The organism is Paraburkholderia sp. J67 (assembly GCF_905220265.1).
Lineage (GTDB): Bacteria > Pseudomonadota > Gammaproteobacteria > Burkholderiales > Burkholderiaceae > Paraburkholderia.
The window spans coordinates 32,049-46,867 of sequence record NZ_CAJMZK010000024.1 but is presented as its reverse complement, the minus strand read 5'-3'; the positions used below and the strand labels follow the sequence as shown (position 1 = coordinate 46,867).

General features: G+C 64.6%; 15 protein-coding genes. 12 read left to right on the top strand and 3 right to left on the bottom strand.

The genetic code is table 11. From position 1 onward, the window contains the following. Positions 1–54 precede the first annotated feature (54 nt). Positions 55–831, top strand: a complete 777-nt coding sequence (locus U5782_RS31155) for a helix-turn-helix transcriptional regulator (protein WP_322047717.1) — start codon at positions 55–57, stop codon at positions 829–831. Between the two features lie 20 nt (positions 832–851). On the opposite strand, the gene U5782_RS31150 is transcribed toward U5782_RS31155, so the two are convergent. Both U5782_RS31150 and U5782_RS31145 read right to left on the bottom strand, forming a co-directional pair. Next, a complete protein-coding gene (locus tag U5782_RS31150) occupies positions 852–1,358 on the bottom strand; it encodes a GAF domain-containing protein (RefSeq protein WP_322047716.1) in 507 nt (168 codons plus the stop codon). A gap of 119 nt (positions 1,359–1,477) precedes the next feature. Continuing rightward, complete coding sequence (locus U5782_RS31145) at positions 1,478–2,080, bottom strand: LysE family translocator (protein ID WP_322047788.1); 603 nt, start codon at positions 2,078–2,080, stop codon at positions 1,478–1,480. A gap of 538 nt (positions 2,081–2,618) precedes the next feature. Between U5782_RS31145 and U5782_RS31140 the strand changes: the two genes are divergently transcribed. The 10 genes from U5782_RS31140 to U5782_RS31095 all read left to right on the top strand — a co-directional run bounded on the left by U5782_RS31140 (position 2,619) and on the right by U5782_RS31095 (position 13,747). Next, positions 2,619–3,143, top strand: coding sequence for a spore coat U domain-containing protein (locus U5782_RS31140; protein WP_415914438.1), 525 nt, complete (start codon positions 2,619–2,621; stop codon positions 3,141–3,143). Between the two features lie 17 nt (positions 3,144–3,160). Continuing rightward, positions 3,161–3,895 (top strand): molecular chaperone, encoded by a 735-nt coding sequence (locus U5782_RS31135; RefSeq protein ID WP_322047715.1) that lies wholly within the window; start codon positions 3,161–3,163, stop codon positions 3,893–3,895. A gap of 93 nt (positions 3,896–3,988) precedes the next feature. Further along, complete coding sequence (locus tag U5782_RS31130) at positions 3,989–6,466, top strand: fimbria/pilus outer membrane usher protein (RefSeq protein WP_322047714.1); 2,478 nt, start codon at positions 3,989–3,991, stop codon at positions 6,464–6,466. Continuing rightward, positions 6,463–7,461 carry a spore coat U domain-containing protein gene (locus U5782_RS31125; RefSeq protein WP_322047713.1) on the top strand — a complete coding sequence of 333 codons (999 nt, stop codon included), beginning with the start codon at positions 6,463–6,465 and terminating at the stop codon, positions 7,459–7,461. The genes U5782_RS31130 and U5782_RS31125 overlap by 4 nt, the downstream gene beginning before the upstream one ends. A 167-nt stretch (positions 7,462–7,628) precedes the next feature. Beyond that, the gene (rbsK, locus tag U5782_RS31120; protein WP_322047712.1) at positions 7,629–8,528 is read left to right on the top strand and encodes a ribokinase; all 900 of its coding nucleotides are present in this window, start codon (positions 7,629–7,631) and stop codon (positions 8,526–8,528) included. Between the two features lie 34 nt (positions 8,529–8,562). Continuing rightward, entirely contained in the window at positions 8,563–8,961 is a 399-nt protein-coding gene (rbsD, locus tag U5782_RS31115) for a D-ribose pyranase (RefSeq protein ID WP_322047711.1), read from the top strand. A gap of 10 nt (positions 8,962–8,971) precedes the next feature. Continuing rightward, the gene (locus U5782_RS31110; protein ID WP_322047710.1) at positions 8,972–10,480 is read left to right on the top strand and encodes a sugar ABC transporter ATP-binding protein; all 1,509 of its coding nucleotides are present in this window, start codon (positions 8,972–8,974) and stop codon (positions 10,478–10,480) included. Positions 10,481–10,528: 48 nt separating this feature from the next. Next, positions 10,529–11,488 carry an ABC transporter permease subunit gene (locus U5782_RS31105; RefSeq protein WP_322047709.1) on the top strand — a complete coding sequence of 320 codons (960 nt, stop codon included), beginning with the start codon at positions 10,529–10,531 and terminating at the stop codon, positions 11,486–11,488. Positions 11,489–11,610: 122 nt separating this feature from the next. Next, complete coding sequence (gene rbsB / locus U5782_RS31100; protein ID WP_322047708.1) at positions 11,611–12,591, top strand: ribose ABC transporter substrate-binding protein RbsB; 981 nt, start codon at positions 11,611–11,613, stop codon at positions 12,589–12,591. A gap of 142 nt (positions 12,592–12,733) precedes the next feature. Beyond that, on the top strand, positions 12,734–13,747 hold the full coding sequence (locus U5782_RS31095) for a substrate-binding domain-containing protein (protein ID WP_322047707.1): 1,014 nt from the start codon (positions 12,734–12,736) through the stop codon (positions 13,745–13,747). Positions 13,748–13,776: 29 nt separating this feature from the next. Here U5782_RS31095 and U5782_RS31090 read toward each other — a convergent pair whose 3' ends face one another. Continuing rightward, complete coding sequence (locus tag U5782_RS31090; RefSeq protein ID WP_322047706.1) at positions 13,777–14,055, bottom strand: hypothetical protein; 279 nt, start codon at positions 14,053–14,055, stop codon at positions 13,777–13,779. Between the two features lie 133 nt (positions 14,056–14,188). On the opposite strand from U5782_RS31090, the gene U5782_RS31085 reads away from it, so the two are divergent. Continuing rightward, positions 14,189–14,803: an HAD-IA family hydrolase gene (locus U5782_RS31085; RefSeq protein WP_322047705.1), complete on the top strand. Its 615-nt coding sequence runs from the start codon at positions 14,189–14,191 to the stop codon at positions 14,801–14,803. The last annotated feature ends 16 nt before the right edge of the window (positions 14,804–14,819 follow it).

The following is a 14,819-nucleotide window of genomic DNA, read 5'->3' as shown; positions in this document are numbered from 1 at the left end:
GCGCTAGAATGGCGAAAGATGTCGCAAAACTGCCACCTTCAAACGGCTCAACCGATGATCGCCACTCCGCCTGCCGACGTCCACCTGCCGTTCGAAGACACGCCCATGCCCGTGGCGGCGCTGGCCGCCGACTATCCGCATGGCGCGTTTATCGCCGCGCATCGGCATCGGCGCGCGCAACTGCTCTATGCGAGCGAGGGCGTGATGTTGATCGAGGCCCAGACGGGCCGCTGGGTCGTGCCGCCCACCCGGGCGGTGTGGCTCGACGCCGGGCTGGAGCATACGGTGCGCATGAGCGGCAACGTGCACATGCGCACCGTGTTCGTCGAACCGGGCGCGGCCGAGGGCCTGCCGCAAGGCAGTTGCGTGGTGGACGTCCCGCCGCTGCTGCGCGAGCTGATTCTCGCGGCCGTGGAGGTGCCGCTCGACTATGCGCCGGACAGCCGTCACGACCTGCTGATGCGTTTGTTGCTGGCGCAACTGGCGGTGATTCCGCGTCTGCCGTTGTACCTGCCGTGGCCCGCCGACGCGCGCCTGCGGCGGCTGTGCGACGCGATCGTGGCCGCGCCCGACGCCCCGCATGAAGTGGCGCACTGGGCGGGCGAACTGGGGATGGCCGAGCGCACATTGCACCGCACGTTCCAGCGCGAGACCGGCATGACGCTCGGGCGCTGGCGGCAGCATGCGCGGCTATTTCTGGCGCTGGAGCGCCTTGCGCACGGCGAGAAGATTGTGACGGTCGCGCTCGATCACGGCTACACGAGCCAGAGCGCATTTGCCGCGATGTTCCGGCGGCATTTTGGCGTCGCGCCCTCGGCGTTTTATCGCTGAGGGCGCGGCCTGGCCGGCGCTCAGCGCGCGGCAGCCTTGTTCCAGCCGAATTCGACGAACACGCGGCACAGCTCGGCCATGCCCTTCGCGTCTTCAGCGTCGAAGCGCGCCAGCAGCGGGCTGTCCACGTCCCACACGCCGATCAGCGAGCCGTCGGCGGCGACCAGCGGCACGACGATTTCCGATTGCGAGGCCGAATCGCAGGCGATATGGCCCGGGAATTCGTGCACGTCGCGCACGACCTGGGTTTCGCGCGTCTGGGCGGCCGTGCCGCACACGCCCTTGCCGAGCGGAATGCGCACGCAGGCGGGCTTGCCCTGGAACGGGCCGACCACGAGTTCGGTGCCGTCGAAGAAGTAGAAACCGGCCCAGTTGAGCCCTTCGAGCGAGTTGAACACGAGCGACGAAAAGTTCGCGGCGTTCGCGATCGCATCGGTTTCCCCCTCGATCAGCGAGCGCGCCTGGGCGGCGAGCGTCTCGTAGAGGGCGGATTTGTCGGCGGGCAGGGCGTCGGAAAGCGAAAACATGGGCGAAATACCTGAAAAACCAAGTTGAGCGGCGGCGCACAGGCCGCCGCGACGTGCGAGGGCGCCAGTTTAGGCCACTTTGAGGGTTTTTGCCGAGAGGCGTGGCGCCGCGCGGGTCACTAGCGCCCGACCAGCAGGCGTGCGCCCAGGCCCATCAACAGCGTGCCCGCTACGCTGTCGAGCACCGCTTTGCGCCGCACTAGCACGCTGCGCACCACAGGATGCGAAGCGAGCAGCGCCATGGCGCAATACCACGCGCACGACATGCCGATGGCGATCGCCACGACCGTCGCCTCGAACCACACCGGCGCGTGCGCGGGCACCATCAAGGCGAAGATGCTGCCGTAAAACGCGATCGATTTCGGGTTGGTCATGCTGACGACGTAGCCCTTCTTCGCGGCTTGCCAGCCCGATTGCGCATGAACCGCTGCGGCGGGCAGGGGATGACGTGCGGTCGCGATCATTTTCAGGCCGAGCCAGATCAGATAAACCGCACCCGCAATGCGCAACGCGAGCGCAATCCACGCAGCCTGCGCAACGAGCAGGCTCAGTCCGGCGATGGCGGCGAACGCCCAGGTGCCCGACGCCGCCGCGAGGCCGAGGCCCGTCATCACGCCGGCACGCCGCGACGCGACGGCCGTGGAAGTCACGATCACGAAATTCGGCCCCGGGCTCGCCACGCTCAAAAACAGCACGCCAGCCAGTGCAATCAGCATATTCATTTCGTTCAATGAGGGACTCCTTTTTATCGCATACGTTTGCGCCGTGGGCGCAATAAGCTAAAACGCCAAAATATGATAACCGCATGCCGCAGGGCTTTCCCGGACAGTAACTTTTTCTGGTCTTGAATATCTCTTGTGGATATCGAATCAAAACACAGATTTCGCAATCCGAATGGCATACGTCATGGTCATTTCCGTCTGACGGACTGTGAGGTGATTGGCCGAAGTGCCCGCATAAATCACGTCTAATCGCCGGACTGCACCTGAAAACTCTCCTTAGAATTCTCTAAAAGGTAGCGAAATCAAGGTGTGCGGACCACCCAGCGATGCCGGTTGATTTAAAGCCCGAGTGTGCTTTTCTTCAGGAAAAATTTTCGCACGCCGTAAACCTTGAATAGATGCGTGAGCAATCATTCCGATTCCGAACTGACGCATTATCAACCGGACGAGTTTCGTGGATTCTCCTCGATGAGAGCCGGGAAAATGAAAACATGACGCGTCGCCAAAAGACGCGGATGCCTGAGAGAGGGCCGAAGCAATGAAACAGAAACTCGTGATAAGCGCCTTGAGCGCGGCGCTCGTTTGCGGGCCGATGGCGTCGTTCGCCGACGCCGCGACCTATTCGACCGGCACCGCCACATCGACCTTCACGGTTTCGCTGACGCTGCAGGCGAACTGCACGATCACCGCCACGGCGCTCAATTTCGGCACCAATGGCGTGCTCACAACGGCGCTCAACCAGCAAACCACGGTGGCCGTCGATTGCACCAACACCACGCCGTACAACGTCGGCCTCGATGGCGGCACGGTGAGCGGTTCGACCGTGACGAACCGTCTGCTCGCGGGCACCGCGACCGGCAATACCACCACCACGGTGGCGTTCCAGCTCTATCAGGACTCGGCACACACGACGGTGTGGGGCACGACGCAGGGCACCAACACGATAGGGGGCACCGGCACGGGCAGCGTGCAGACGATTTCCGTCTACGGACAGATCCCCGTTCAGACCACGCCGAAGCCCGACACGTATCAAACGACGGTGACCGCGACGGTCTACTTCTAACCGGTGGGGAGAACAAGATGCGCGCGCTCCATCGTCTTTTGAACCTCGTGCTGGCGGCAGCGCTCACGGCGGCGTGCCTCGGCGCGGCGCAGGCCGCCACGCTGCAAATCTCGCCCGTGATGATCGACCTGCCCGCGGACGCCAACGCTTCGGGCCTCACGCTGCGCAACTCGGGCAGCAAGCCGATCTACGGCCAGGTGCGCGTCTATCGCTGGAGCCAGGCGGACGGCGAGGACGCGCTCACGCCCACCCAGGACGTGGTCGCCAGCCCGCCGCTGATCCAGATCAGCGCGGGTGCCGAACAACTCGTGCGTCTCGTGCGCACGACGCCGGCCGCGACCAACGCCGAGCAGAGCTATCGCATCCTCATCGACGAGTTGCCCGAGCCCGATGCCACGCCGTCCAACGGGGTGGCGATCCGGCTGCGCTACTCGGTGCCGGTCTTCATCGACCCGGGCAGCGGCCCGACTCGCCAACCCAATCTCGCGTGGCATGTTCGTCATGGCGAAGCGGGCTGGACGCTCGAAGTCGCGAACACGGGCGGCCGCCGCGCGCAGATCGCGGCGGTCGAGATCGTCGATGGCGCGGGCAACGCGATACCCGTCAACAAGGGGCTGCTCGGCTATGCGCTGGCCGGATCGATCCGCCAGTGGCATCTCGCGCTGCCGGTGTCCGCCGATCTCAACGGCCCGCTCAAGGTTCGCGCGGCGATCAACGCGCAGCAGACCGAAGCGGCTGTGCAGAGTCACTAAGCGCACGCGCAGGGTCGTGGGATCGCCACCCCGTCCGCTGCTTGCGATGCAGTATTGATTGGATGCCATCATGCGAAAAGGATTGCGAATCAATTGACGTGGCGCACGAGCAGTGGAACGGCGCATGAACTGAAGGCGATTGCGCTCGCCGCGGCACTCTGCTTCTTCGCGCAAATGTGCGCTCGCGCGCAGGACGCCGCAGACACGCCGGATTCGCCATCGAGCCGCGCACCCGCCGTGCTGCCCAATACCGTGCTCAATCCGCCCGCCGAACCCAACGCCTCGCTGGCGGGCGACCCGCAGCGGGACGCGCTGCCGCCGCAGGGCGATCTGTATCTCGAAGTCACGCTCAATGGCGATCACACGGCGCTGATCGCGCATTTCCGTCAACGCGACGGAAGGCTTTATGTGTCTGCCGCCGATCTCGATACCATCGGCTTGCGCGTGCCGGAACTGCCCATGGGTACAGCTGAAAAATCGCCTGGCAACGAGATCGCACTCGATAGTTTGCCGGGCCTGCGCTACCACTACGACGCCACGACCCAGTCGATCGCCATCGAAGCGCCCGACGCGTTGCGCAAGGCCTATGTGTTCGACACGCGTGCGCTCGAAAAGGCGCCGCAAGCCAGCGCTTCGCGCGGCTTCGTCTTCAACTACGACGCCTACGTGGAGCAGGCAGGCGACACCCAGTCCGCGCTCTGGTCCGAGGAGCGTTACTTCGACTCGCATGGCGTGTTCAGCAATACGGGCACCGCGTATCTTTATCGCACGATGCACCACTACGTGCGTTTCGATACCTCGTGGCAGACCTCGAATCCCGCCACGCTTTCGACCACGCAGGTGGGCGACACGATTTCGTCGTCGCTCGACTGGAGCCGTTCGCTGCGCATCGGCGGTTTTCAGTGGCGCAGTAATTTCGCACTGCGACCCGATCTCGTCACGTTTCCGGTGCCCGCGCTATCGGGTTCCGCCGTGGTGCCGTCCTCGGTCGATCTCTACGTGAACAACGTCAAACAGTATTCAGGCTCGGTGCCGGGCGGCCCATTCGTCATCAGCAACGTGCCCGGCATCACCGGCGCGGGCGAGGCAACCGTCATCACGCGCGATCCGCTCGGGCGCGCCGTCGCGACCACGGTGCCGCTCTATATCGACACGCGCCTGCTCGCGGCCGGCCTGTCGAGCTATTCCGTCGAAGCGGGCTTTCTGCGCCGCGACTACGGCGTCGAATCGTTCAGCTACGATCCGCAGCCGGTCGCGAGCGCATCGTTACGGCGCGGCATCAGCGATCGCTTGACGGTGGAGGCGCATGCCGAGGTCACGGGCGGCCTTTATGACGCGGGCGCGGGCGCGCTCGTGCGCATCGGCCAGTTCGGCGTGATCAACGGTTCGCTCGCGGCATCGACGGGCCATCTCACGGGCGCGCAGGTAGGGTTGGGCTATCAGTTGATCACACAGCGGTTCTCGGTCGAATTGAGCACGCTGCGCGCGACGCGCCATTACGGCGATCTGGCCGCGCGCGATGGCTCGCCGGTGCCGCTCGCCACCGATCGGGCGACGCTGAGTGTTCCGCTGCCGGGCGCCCAGACGGTGGCGCTCAGTTATATCGGCTATCGCTATCCGGATGTGGCGGCTTCGCATATTGGTTCGCTATCCTACACGGTTAGTCTGCGTAGCCTGGTGTCGCTGAGCCTGTCGGCGTTTCGCGATTTCTCTTCGCGTAGCTCGTCGGGCGTGTTCGTGAGCGCGAGCATGGGGCTCGGCGACAAGACCTCGATCAATGCCAGCGCGGGTCGCCAGAACGGCCTGGGCAACTGGAACGTCAACGCCTCGCGTGCGCCGGACTACGACGGCGGTTGGGGCTGGACCGTGCAGGACGGCGGCAGCAATGCGGCGCACTACCAGCAGGCGCAGCTTCAATATCTGGGGCGTTATGGCCAGGCGACGGCGCTGGGTCAGGCGCTCGACGGACGCATGGCCGGCTCGCTCGACCTGACCGGCGCGCTCGTGGTGATGGACGGCGCGGCGCTGCCCGCGCGACGCATCGACGACGGCTTCGCGCTCGTCTCCACGGATGGCCTCGCGGGCGTGCCCGTGCTCCATGAAAACCGCGTGATCGGCACGACGGATTCTCACGGCCATCTGCTGGTGCCCGACCTCAACGCCTATCAGAACAACCTCATCAGCGTGGACAGCATGGGCTTGCCCGCCGAGGAGCGTATCGCCAGCACGCGTGCGAACGTAGTGCCGCAGGCGCAATCAGGCGTGCTCGCGAGTTTCAGGATCACGCAGTACCGCGCGGCTTCCGTGATCCTGCGCGGCACGGATGGCGCGTTTCTGCCGCCGGGCACGCGCGTGCACCACGAGGAAAGCGGCACGGACACGATCGTCGGCTACGACGGCCTCACCTTCATCGAAAACCTGCAAGCCGATAACCATTTGAGCGTGACGGCGACTACGCGCGCGGGCGCGATCCATTGCACGGCCAGCTTCCGTTATGTGCGACCCACCAACGGCTCGCTGCCAACCTATGGCCCGCTCACGTGCCAGACCGTTTCCGGAGAAAAACTATGAACCGTTCCCAACATCGCCTCATGATGCTGTTCGCCAGCGTGCTGCTGTGCGTGGCGGCCACGTTCATGCCGGGCCGCGCCCAGGCGCAGACCTGCACGGCCAACGTCTCCGCGATGAACTTCGGCACGGTCAGCCCGATCACGCGCGCCGCCGTGAACGGCTCCGGCACGATCACCGTGACCTGCTACTGGACCGTGGTGTCGCTTTCGCCAACGGCGCTCGTGTGCCTGAATCTGAGCGCGGCGCAACCGCGTCTGCTGACCCAGTCGGGCGGTACGGCGACGATGCAGTACGACCTTTACAGCGATCAGGCGTATTCGATCTCGTGGGGTTCGACAGCGGCGGGGACCACGCCGATCTCCGTCAACGTTCAACAGCCCTTGCTCGGCACCAGCGCCTCGGTGACGATCCCGTACTACGGGCAGATTGCGGCGAACCAGCCCACGGTGCCCACAGTGAACAACGCGGACACGACCTATTCGCATACCTTCAGCGCGAGCGACAGCTCGCTCATGTACGGCTATTACCTGCTCGGCATTCTGGGCCCGCCTGGGTGCTCGTCGCTGACTTCGAGCGGCGGTGGACTGAACTTCACGGCGACGGCCAACGTCACCAACAACTGCAACATCAGCGCGAGCAACATCGTGTTCCCGGCGGCAGGCGTGCTTAAAAGCGCGTTGACGGCCACCGGCACGATTGCGGCGCAATGCACGAATGGCGACGCGTTCAGGATCAGCCTGAACGGCGGATCGAGCGCTCAGGTGAATGCGCGCACGATGGTGCTGTCAGGCGGCAGCGCCACAGTGGGCTATCAGATCTACACCGATGCAGCGCATACGACCTTGTGGGGCGATACGACCAACGGGACGAGTGCAGTTTATGGAACCGGTTCCGGTAATACGGCCTCCTTCACGATGTACGGCGTCGTGCCTGCGCAGAACACCCCTCAGCCTGGCAATTACAGCGACAGCGTGACCGCGACGATCAGCTTCTAGCGCGCTTTTTTCTTCGTACTTATCGGGTAATACCCTGGGATCTATTTCCCGTCCGTGAGGACTCTGGTATAAATGCGCTCCCAAGCTGAGTACGTTTTAGCACGGTAAAAATCCACGGTCTGCGACGCTCGTAAGCGAGCGGGCCGCAAGCGGTGAAGAGGAGTGCCATGGCGCGCGTGGTAGTGGTGGGCAGCATCAACATGGATATGGTCGTCACGACCGATACGTTTCCGCGACTCGGCGAGACGCTGTTCGGCACGCGTTTCGCGACCTTCCCGGGCGGCAAGGGCGCGAACCAGGCGGTGGCCGCCGCGCGTCTGGGCGCACAGGTCACGATGATCGGCTGCGTGGGCGACGATGCGTTCGGCGAGCAGATGAAGACCACGCTCGCGCGTGAAGGCATCGACATCGGCCATATCCGCACGGGCCAGGAAGCGACCGGCGTTGCGTCGATCACGCTCTCGGGCGGCGACAACGCGATCATCGTCGTGCCGGGCGCGAACAACGAACTCTCGCCCGAGGACATCGACCGCGCGAGCGAGGCGTTCGCCCAGGCCGACGTGATTCTCGCGCAACTCGAAGTGCCGCTCGACACCGTGCTGCACGCCGCGCGTCGCGCCCGCGAACATGGCAAGCCCTTCTTCCTCAATCCTGCCCCTGCGGTTGCGCTGAGCGAAGAACTGGTTTCGCTCACGACGCTCCTCACGCCGAACGAACACGAACTTGCGACCGCGTTGCAGACGCCTGCCGGCTGGTGGGCCGAAGTGCTCGCGCGCATGCCTGGCCGCATTGCAATGACGCATGGCAAGGACGGCGCGTACTACACGCAGGCCGACGGCACGCTCGTGCATCAAGGCGGCTTTACGGTCGAGGCGGTCGATTCGACCGGCGCGGGCGATACCTTCAATGGCGCGATGGCGGCGTTCTGGCATCTCGGCATTGGCGAGGCCGTGCGGCGCGCGAATGCGGCCGGTGCGCTCTCCGTGACGCGCGCGGGCGCGCAGGGCGGCATGCCCACGCTCGCCGAACTCGAACAGTTTCTGAATCAGCAGGCCCAGCCGTCGTAAGCCGGCAGCAAGAACGCAGCAAAAAGAAAGCGCAATGAAAAAGCAAGGACATCTGAACCGCGACATCGCCCGTGTGCTGGCCGGCATGGGCCACACCGACAGCCTCGTGATCGCCGATTGCGGCCTGCCGATTCCGGCGGGCGTGGAATGCATCGACGTGTCGCTCTCGCTCGGCGTGCCGGGTTTCTTCGACGTGCTCGACAGCGTGCTCGCCGATTTCAAGGCCGAGCGCGCGGTGTTCGCGAGTGAGGCGCAGACGCACAACGCGGCCGTGGTCGCGAAGGGCCGCGAGATGGCCGCCGCGCAGATCGTCATCGAAGAAGTGCCGCACGAAGAATTCAAGCGCCGCTGCCGCGAGGCAAAAGTGGTGATCCGCACCGGCGAATGCAGCCCCTATGCGAATGTGATCCTGCATTCGGGCGTGATCTTCTGAGAGGTCCAGGATGCAAGTGATGATGCAGGGCATCGGCAAGGCGTTCGGCCCGGTGCGAGTGCTCGAAGGCGTCGATTTTCATATCGGCGCGGGGGAAATCCACGCGCTGATGGGCGAGAACGGCGCGGGTAAATCGACGCTGATGAAAATTCTCAGCGGCGTGTATCAGGCCGACGCAGGCCAGATCCTCATCGACGGGCGCGCGGCGACGATCCGCAACACCGTGGATGCCGAACGCGCGGGCATTGCCATCATCCACCAGGAACTCAATCTCATCCCGCAATTGACGGTGATGGAGAATCTGTTCCTGGGCCGCGAGCCGCATCGCTTCGGCATGGTCGATACCGCGGCCATGCGCCGTGAAGCGCGCAAGTGGCTCGACAAGGTCGGCGCGCAGCGCATCGACCCGCAGACCGAGGCCGGTCATCTTTCGATCGGCCAGCAGCAGCTCGTGGAGATTGCCAAGGCGCTCTCGCTGAACGCGCAGGTGCTCGTGATGGACGAGCCCACGGCAGCGCTCACCAATCGCGAGATCGACACGCTGTTCGAGATCATGGCGTCGCTCAAGGCGAGCGGCGTGGCGATCGTCTACGTGTCGCATCGCATGGAAGAAATTTTCCGCATCTGCGACAAGATCAGCGTGCTGCGCGACGGCCACTTCGTGGGCGAGCGCAAGATCGCCGAAACGAATTTCGACGAAATCGTGCGGCTGATGGTCGGGCGCGAACTGGGCGAGCGTTTTCCGAAGCGTAGCCACACGCCAGGCGACGTGCGCATGCGCGTGAACGGTCTCGCCGACGAAGGCCATATCGCCGGCATCAGCTTCGAGGTGCGCGCGGGCGAAGTGCTCGGCATCGCAGGGCTGATGGGCGCGGGGCGCAGCGAGATCCTGCGCACGCTGTTCGGCGCGAATCGCAAGACCGCAGGCAGCGTCACGCTCGACGGTCAGCCGCTCGACGTGCGCGATGCGTCCAGCGCGATTGGCGCGGGCATCGGCTTCGTCACGGAAGACCGCAAGCGCCAGGGGCTCGTGCTCGGCATGTCGGTGCGTGAGAACGCCACGCTCGTGCATCTGGACCGCTACGCGAAGCTGGGCTTCGTGAGCGAGAAGGCCGAACGCGAGGCGGTCGACGGCCTCATCAAGCAACTGCGCGTGCGTACGCGCGATGCGGAACTCGACGTGAAGTCGCTCTCGGGCGGCAACCAGCAGAAGGTGGTGTTCGCCAAGTGGCTCGCGAAACCGCCCAAGGTGCTGCTGCTCGACGAACCCACGCGCGGCGTGGACGTGGGCGGCAAGGCCGAGATCTACACGATCATCAACCAGCTCGCAGAGCAGGGCGTGGCGATCGTGATGGTGTCGTCCGAACTGCCCGAGGTGCTGGCGATGAGCGACCGCATTCTCGTGATGCATCAGGGCCGCCAGAACGGCCTCTTCGACGCGGCTACGGCCACCCAGGAACAGATCATGACGGCCGCAGCCGGCGGTCAGGCATCGGCAGCAGCGGCGGCAGCGGCCTGAGCGCGGCGCGCGCTCACACCTCATTCCAGGCAACCAGCGAGACATTCCATGTCGCAACTCACCATGACCCCCAGCAGCCGGGCGACGCTGCAAAAGCTCGGACCGCTTATCGCGCTCCTGATCATCGCCGTAGCGCTGTCGATCGTGAGTCCGAACTTTCTCACGCTCGACAACCTGCTCAACGTGATGCGCCAGGCGTCCATCAATGCGCTGATCGCCTTTGGCATGACGCTCGTGATCCTGCTGGGCGGCATCGACCTCTCGGCGGGCTCGGTGCTCGCGCTGTCCTCCGTCATCATCGCCACGCTGCTCAGCTCCGGCACGAACGCGGTGGTGGCGACGTTCGCGGGCCTGCTCGCGGGCGGCGTGATGGGCCTTGCCAATGGCCTCGTCATCAGCAAGGGCAAGGTTGCGCCGTTCATCGCCACGCTCGGCTCCATGACGGTGCTGCGCGGCCTCGCGCTCGTCGTCTCGAACGGCAGCCCGATCAGCAGCTTCAGCAGCGACTTCTTCTCGCTGCTCGGCGGCGGTTATGTCGCGCGCCTCGTGCCGATTCCGGTCGTGCTGATGCTGGTGATGTTCGGCGTGTTCTGGGTGCTGCTGCGCAAGACCGTGTTCGGCCGCCATATCTACGCGACGGGCGGCAATGCCGAATCGGCCAAGCTCTCGGGCGTGAAGGTCGATCGCATCCAGTTGTGGGTCTACACGATTTCCGGCGTGATGTCGGCGCTTGCCGGTGTGGTGCTCACCTCGCGCCTGAACTCGGCGCAGCCGACCGCGGGCACGGGCTACGAGCTCGACGCGATCGCCGCCGTGGTGCTGGGCGGCACGAGCCTCACGGGCGGGCGTGGCTGGATCTTCGGCACGCTCGTGGGCGCGCTGCTGATCGGCGTGCTCAATAACGGCCTGAACCTGCTCGACGTGTCGTCGTTCTATCAGCAGGTCATCAAGGGCGGCGTGATCCTGCTCGCCGTGCTGATCGACCGCGGCAACAAGAAGTCGTCGTAACTCTGCTTTAAACGTATTTTCCGCATCGCGCGTTCGGCTCGCGCGATGCGTCGATATCAAATTGGTAGCAATCCTGAAGATTTTCGATCCACTCCCTATACATCAAAACGAGGAGGAAGACTATGCACAAGCCGTTCCAGCCGTCGCTGTCCAAACTGTTCTCGGCGCTCGTCGCCGGTTCGCTCGCTCTGGGCCTCGCAGCCTGCTCGAAGGAAGGTCCGGGCAGCACGCCGGCCGCGGACGCGGGCGCAAGCGGCGCATCGGCCGCCGCTCCCGCATCGGGCGCACTCACGGTGGGCCTGTCGATCTCGACGCTGAACAACCCGTTCTTCGTGTCGCTCAAGAAGGGCGCGGAAGATGAAGCGCAGAAAGACGGCGTCACGCTCATCACCGTCGATGCGCAGAACGACCCGGCCAAGCAACAGGCCAGCGTGGAAGACCTGATCGAGAAGAAGGTCAACGTCATCCTGATCAATCCGACCGATTCGTCGGCGGTGGCCAACGTGGTCAAGGAAGCGACCAGCAAGGGCATCAAGGTGATCTCGCTCGACCGCAGCGTGAACGGCGCAGAAGTCAGCTCGCATATCGCCTCGGACAACAAGGCAGGCGGCAAGATGGCGGCCGACTTCCTCGCCGACAAGCTGGGCGGCAAGGGCAATATCGTCGAACTGCAAGGCATTCCGGGTTCGTCGGCGGCCAACGAGCGCGGCGCAGGTTTCGATGACGAAATCGCCGCGAAAGGCGGCGTGAAGATCGCCACGAAGCAGCCGGCCGACTTCGACCGCGCCAAGGGGCTTTCGGTGATGGAGAACATCATCCAGAGCAACAAGGACATCCAGGGCGTGTTCGCGCAGAACGACGAAATGGCGCTGGGCGCGGTCAAGGCGCTCCAGGCAGCGGGCCTGAAGAACGTGGCCGTGGTGGGCTTCGACGCCACCGACGACGCGATCGCCGCCGTCAAGGGCGGCCAGATGGCGGCAACCGTGCAGCAACAGCCCGAACTGATCGGCCAGTATGGCGTGCAGACCGCGAAGAAGCTCGCGGACGGCCAGACGGTCGACAAGTTCATCCCTGTGCCGCTGAATCTCTACAAGCAGCAATAACACTGATGTGCATAAAGCGCGCCCCGTTTTACCAGGGGCGCGCCATTCTGTTGTACGCTCTCTTGCAGCCGCCTCGACGCAACGTACGTCGAGGCCGGTTCCGAATCATCCCCCAATCCCCCAAGCCAGCAGGAAGCCCCGCGTGTCCCAGTTCGAGCGTTTGACCATCGACGACATTGCCCGCCTCGCGGAGGTCTCGCGCACCACGGCCAGCATGGTGCTCAACGGCAATGCCGAGCGTTACCGTATTTCGGCGGCGACGGTCGAACGCGTCTTGCAGGTGGCGCGGGAGAATCACTTCACGCCCTCGCAGTCGGCGCGCTCGCTGCGCTCGCGACGCAGCAACACGATTGGCCTCGTGATCCCCGATCTCACCAACTCGGCGCACGCGGCGCTCGCGCAGGCGATGGAAACGCAATGCCGCGAGCAGTACCGCTATCAGCTGGTGATCGTGACGAGCGACGAAGACCCCGTGCGCGAGACCGAAGGCATCGCGCATCTGGTCTCGCATCAGGTGGACGGCGTGGTGGTGGTGCCGTGCACCGCCGACGCGCCGCGCTATGAAAAATGGGTCAAACGTTTGCCGCTGGTGTTCGCCGATCGTCGCGTGGAAACAAGCGCGATTCCCTATGTGGTGACCGACGCTACCGAAACCGTTGCGACATTGGTGGGCGAGACGCTAGCCCGTGGCGCGCGCGAAGTGGTGTATTTCGGCGGTCAGCCTGAACTCTCGGCAAGCCGCGATCGTCTTGCGGGTTATCGGCTTGCGCTGCAAGGCCACGGTATGACCGAGCAGCCGGACTGGGTGTTCCAGCGCGACTATCAGCGCGAGTCGGGTTATTCGCTCATGAAGGCATGGTTCGAAGCGCACGGGCGCTATCCCGAGGCGCTGTTCGCGGGTTCGATCACCTTGCTCGAAGGCGTGCTGGAATTCGTCAATGAAGCGCATGCGCTCGCGCAGTCGCCGGGCCGCATGATGACGTTCGACGATCATCAACTGCTCGACTGTCTGCCGCTGCGTATCGACGCCATCGTGCAGGACAGCGCGCAACTGGCCGCGCATAGTCTGCGCTGTGTATTCTCTCTGCTCGACGGCGACACGCCGCCCGAATCGCTACAGGTGCCCGCGCAAATTCACTACCGGCACAAGCGCTGAGCGTTCTTCGTATTCCTGATCAATGAAATTCAGACGTTGTCCGAACCGCCTGCCTTATCGGCGTTTTCGAGCGCCTTGAGTTCGCGGCGTTCCTCGTTGCCGCGCCGCGCACGCAAGCGCTGGCGTGACAGCACATGGATGATTTCGCCCGTGCTGGCCTGAGCGGGAATCTCGTTGCGAATCACGTTGGCTACCATCGGCAGGCCGCGACGCTGACGCTGTAGCGCACGCGCAATCGCGTTGCGGCAGGCCTGACCGTGGCAATCCCACTCGTCGCGCATCTTTCCGCAGTATTGGCATGGGTTCATCCATTCAGTGTAACCGGAATCGTCTGACGCTTTCGGGGCACGATCCCGCGCGCAATCCTGGCTGCAACGTGTGGATCGAGCCGCAGTATCATCGATTGCTGAACCCAAAGAGCGCATGCGACGGGAGTGTCAGATGACGATCGGCGTGGTCCTGTTCGACATGGAGGGCGTGCTCTCCCATTACGACCGTGCGGCGCGCGCGGCCCGTCTGGCGGAGCTAACCGGCACCACACCGGAGGCCGTGCGCGAAGCGATCTGGGATTCGGGCCTCGAAGCGCGCGCCGATGCAGGCGAACTCGCACCGGACGTCTACCTGCGCGCGCTCGGCGAATTGCTTGGCTGCGCGATGGACCGCGATATCTGGCTCGCGGCGCGCCAGGCCTCGATCACGCCGAACGACGCGGCGATCGCGCTGGCCGCGCGCGCGGCGCAGCGCTGCCGCATTGCCGTGCTGACCAATAATTCCCGCCTCGTCACCGATCATCTCGACCTGTTGAATCCGCCCGTCGCGCGGCTCTTTGGCGAGCGCGTCCATGCGTCGGCGTCGTTTGGCGCGGTGAAGCCCGCGGCGCGTGCGTATCTCGGCTGCATCGAGCAACTGGGCGCGACGCCGCCGCAAACGCTCTTTATCGACGATAGCGAGACCAACGTGCAGGGCGCGCGCGAGGCGGGGCTGCATGCGTGCTGTTTCGTCGATGTGGAGACACTGGAGCGCGACCTGCGCCGCTTCGGCGTGCTCGACGATTGAAGGGCACGCAAACATG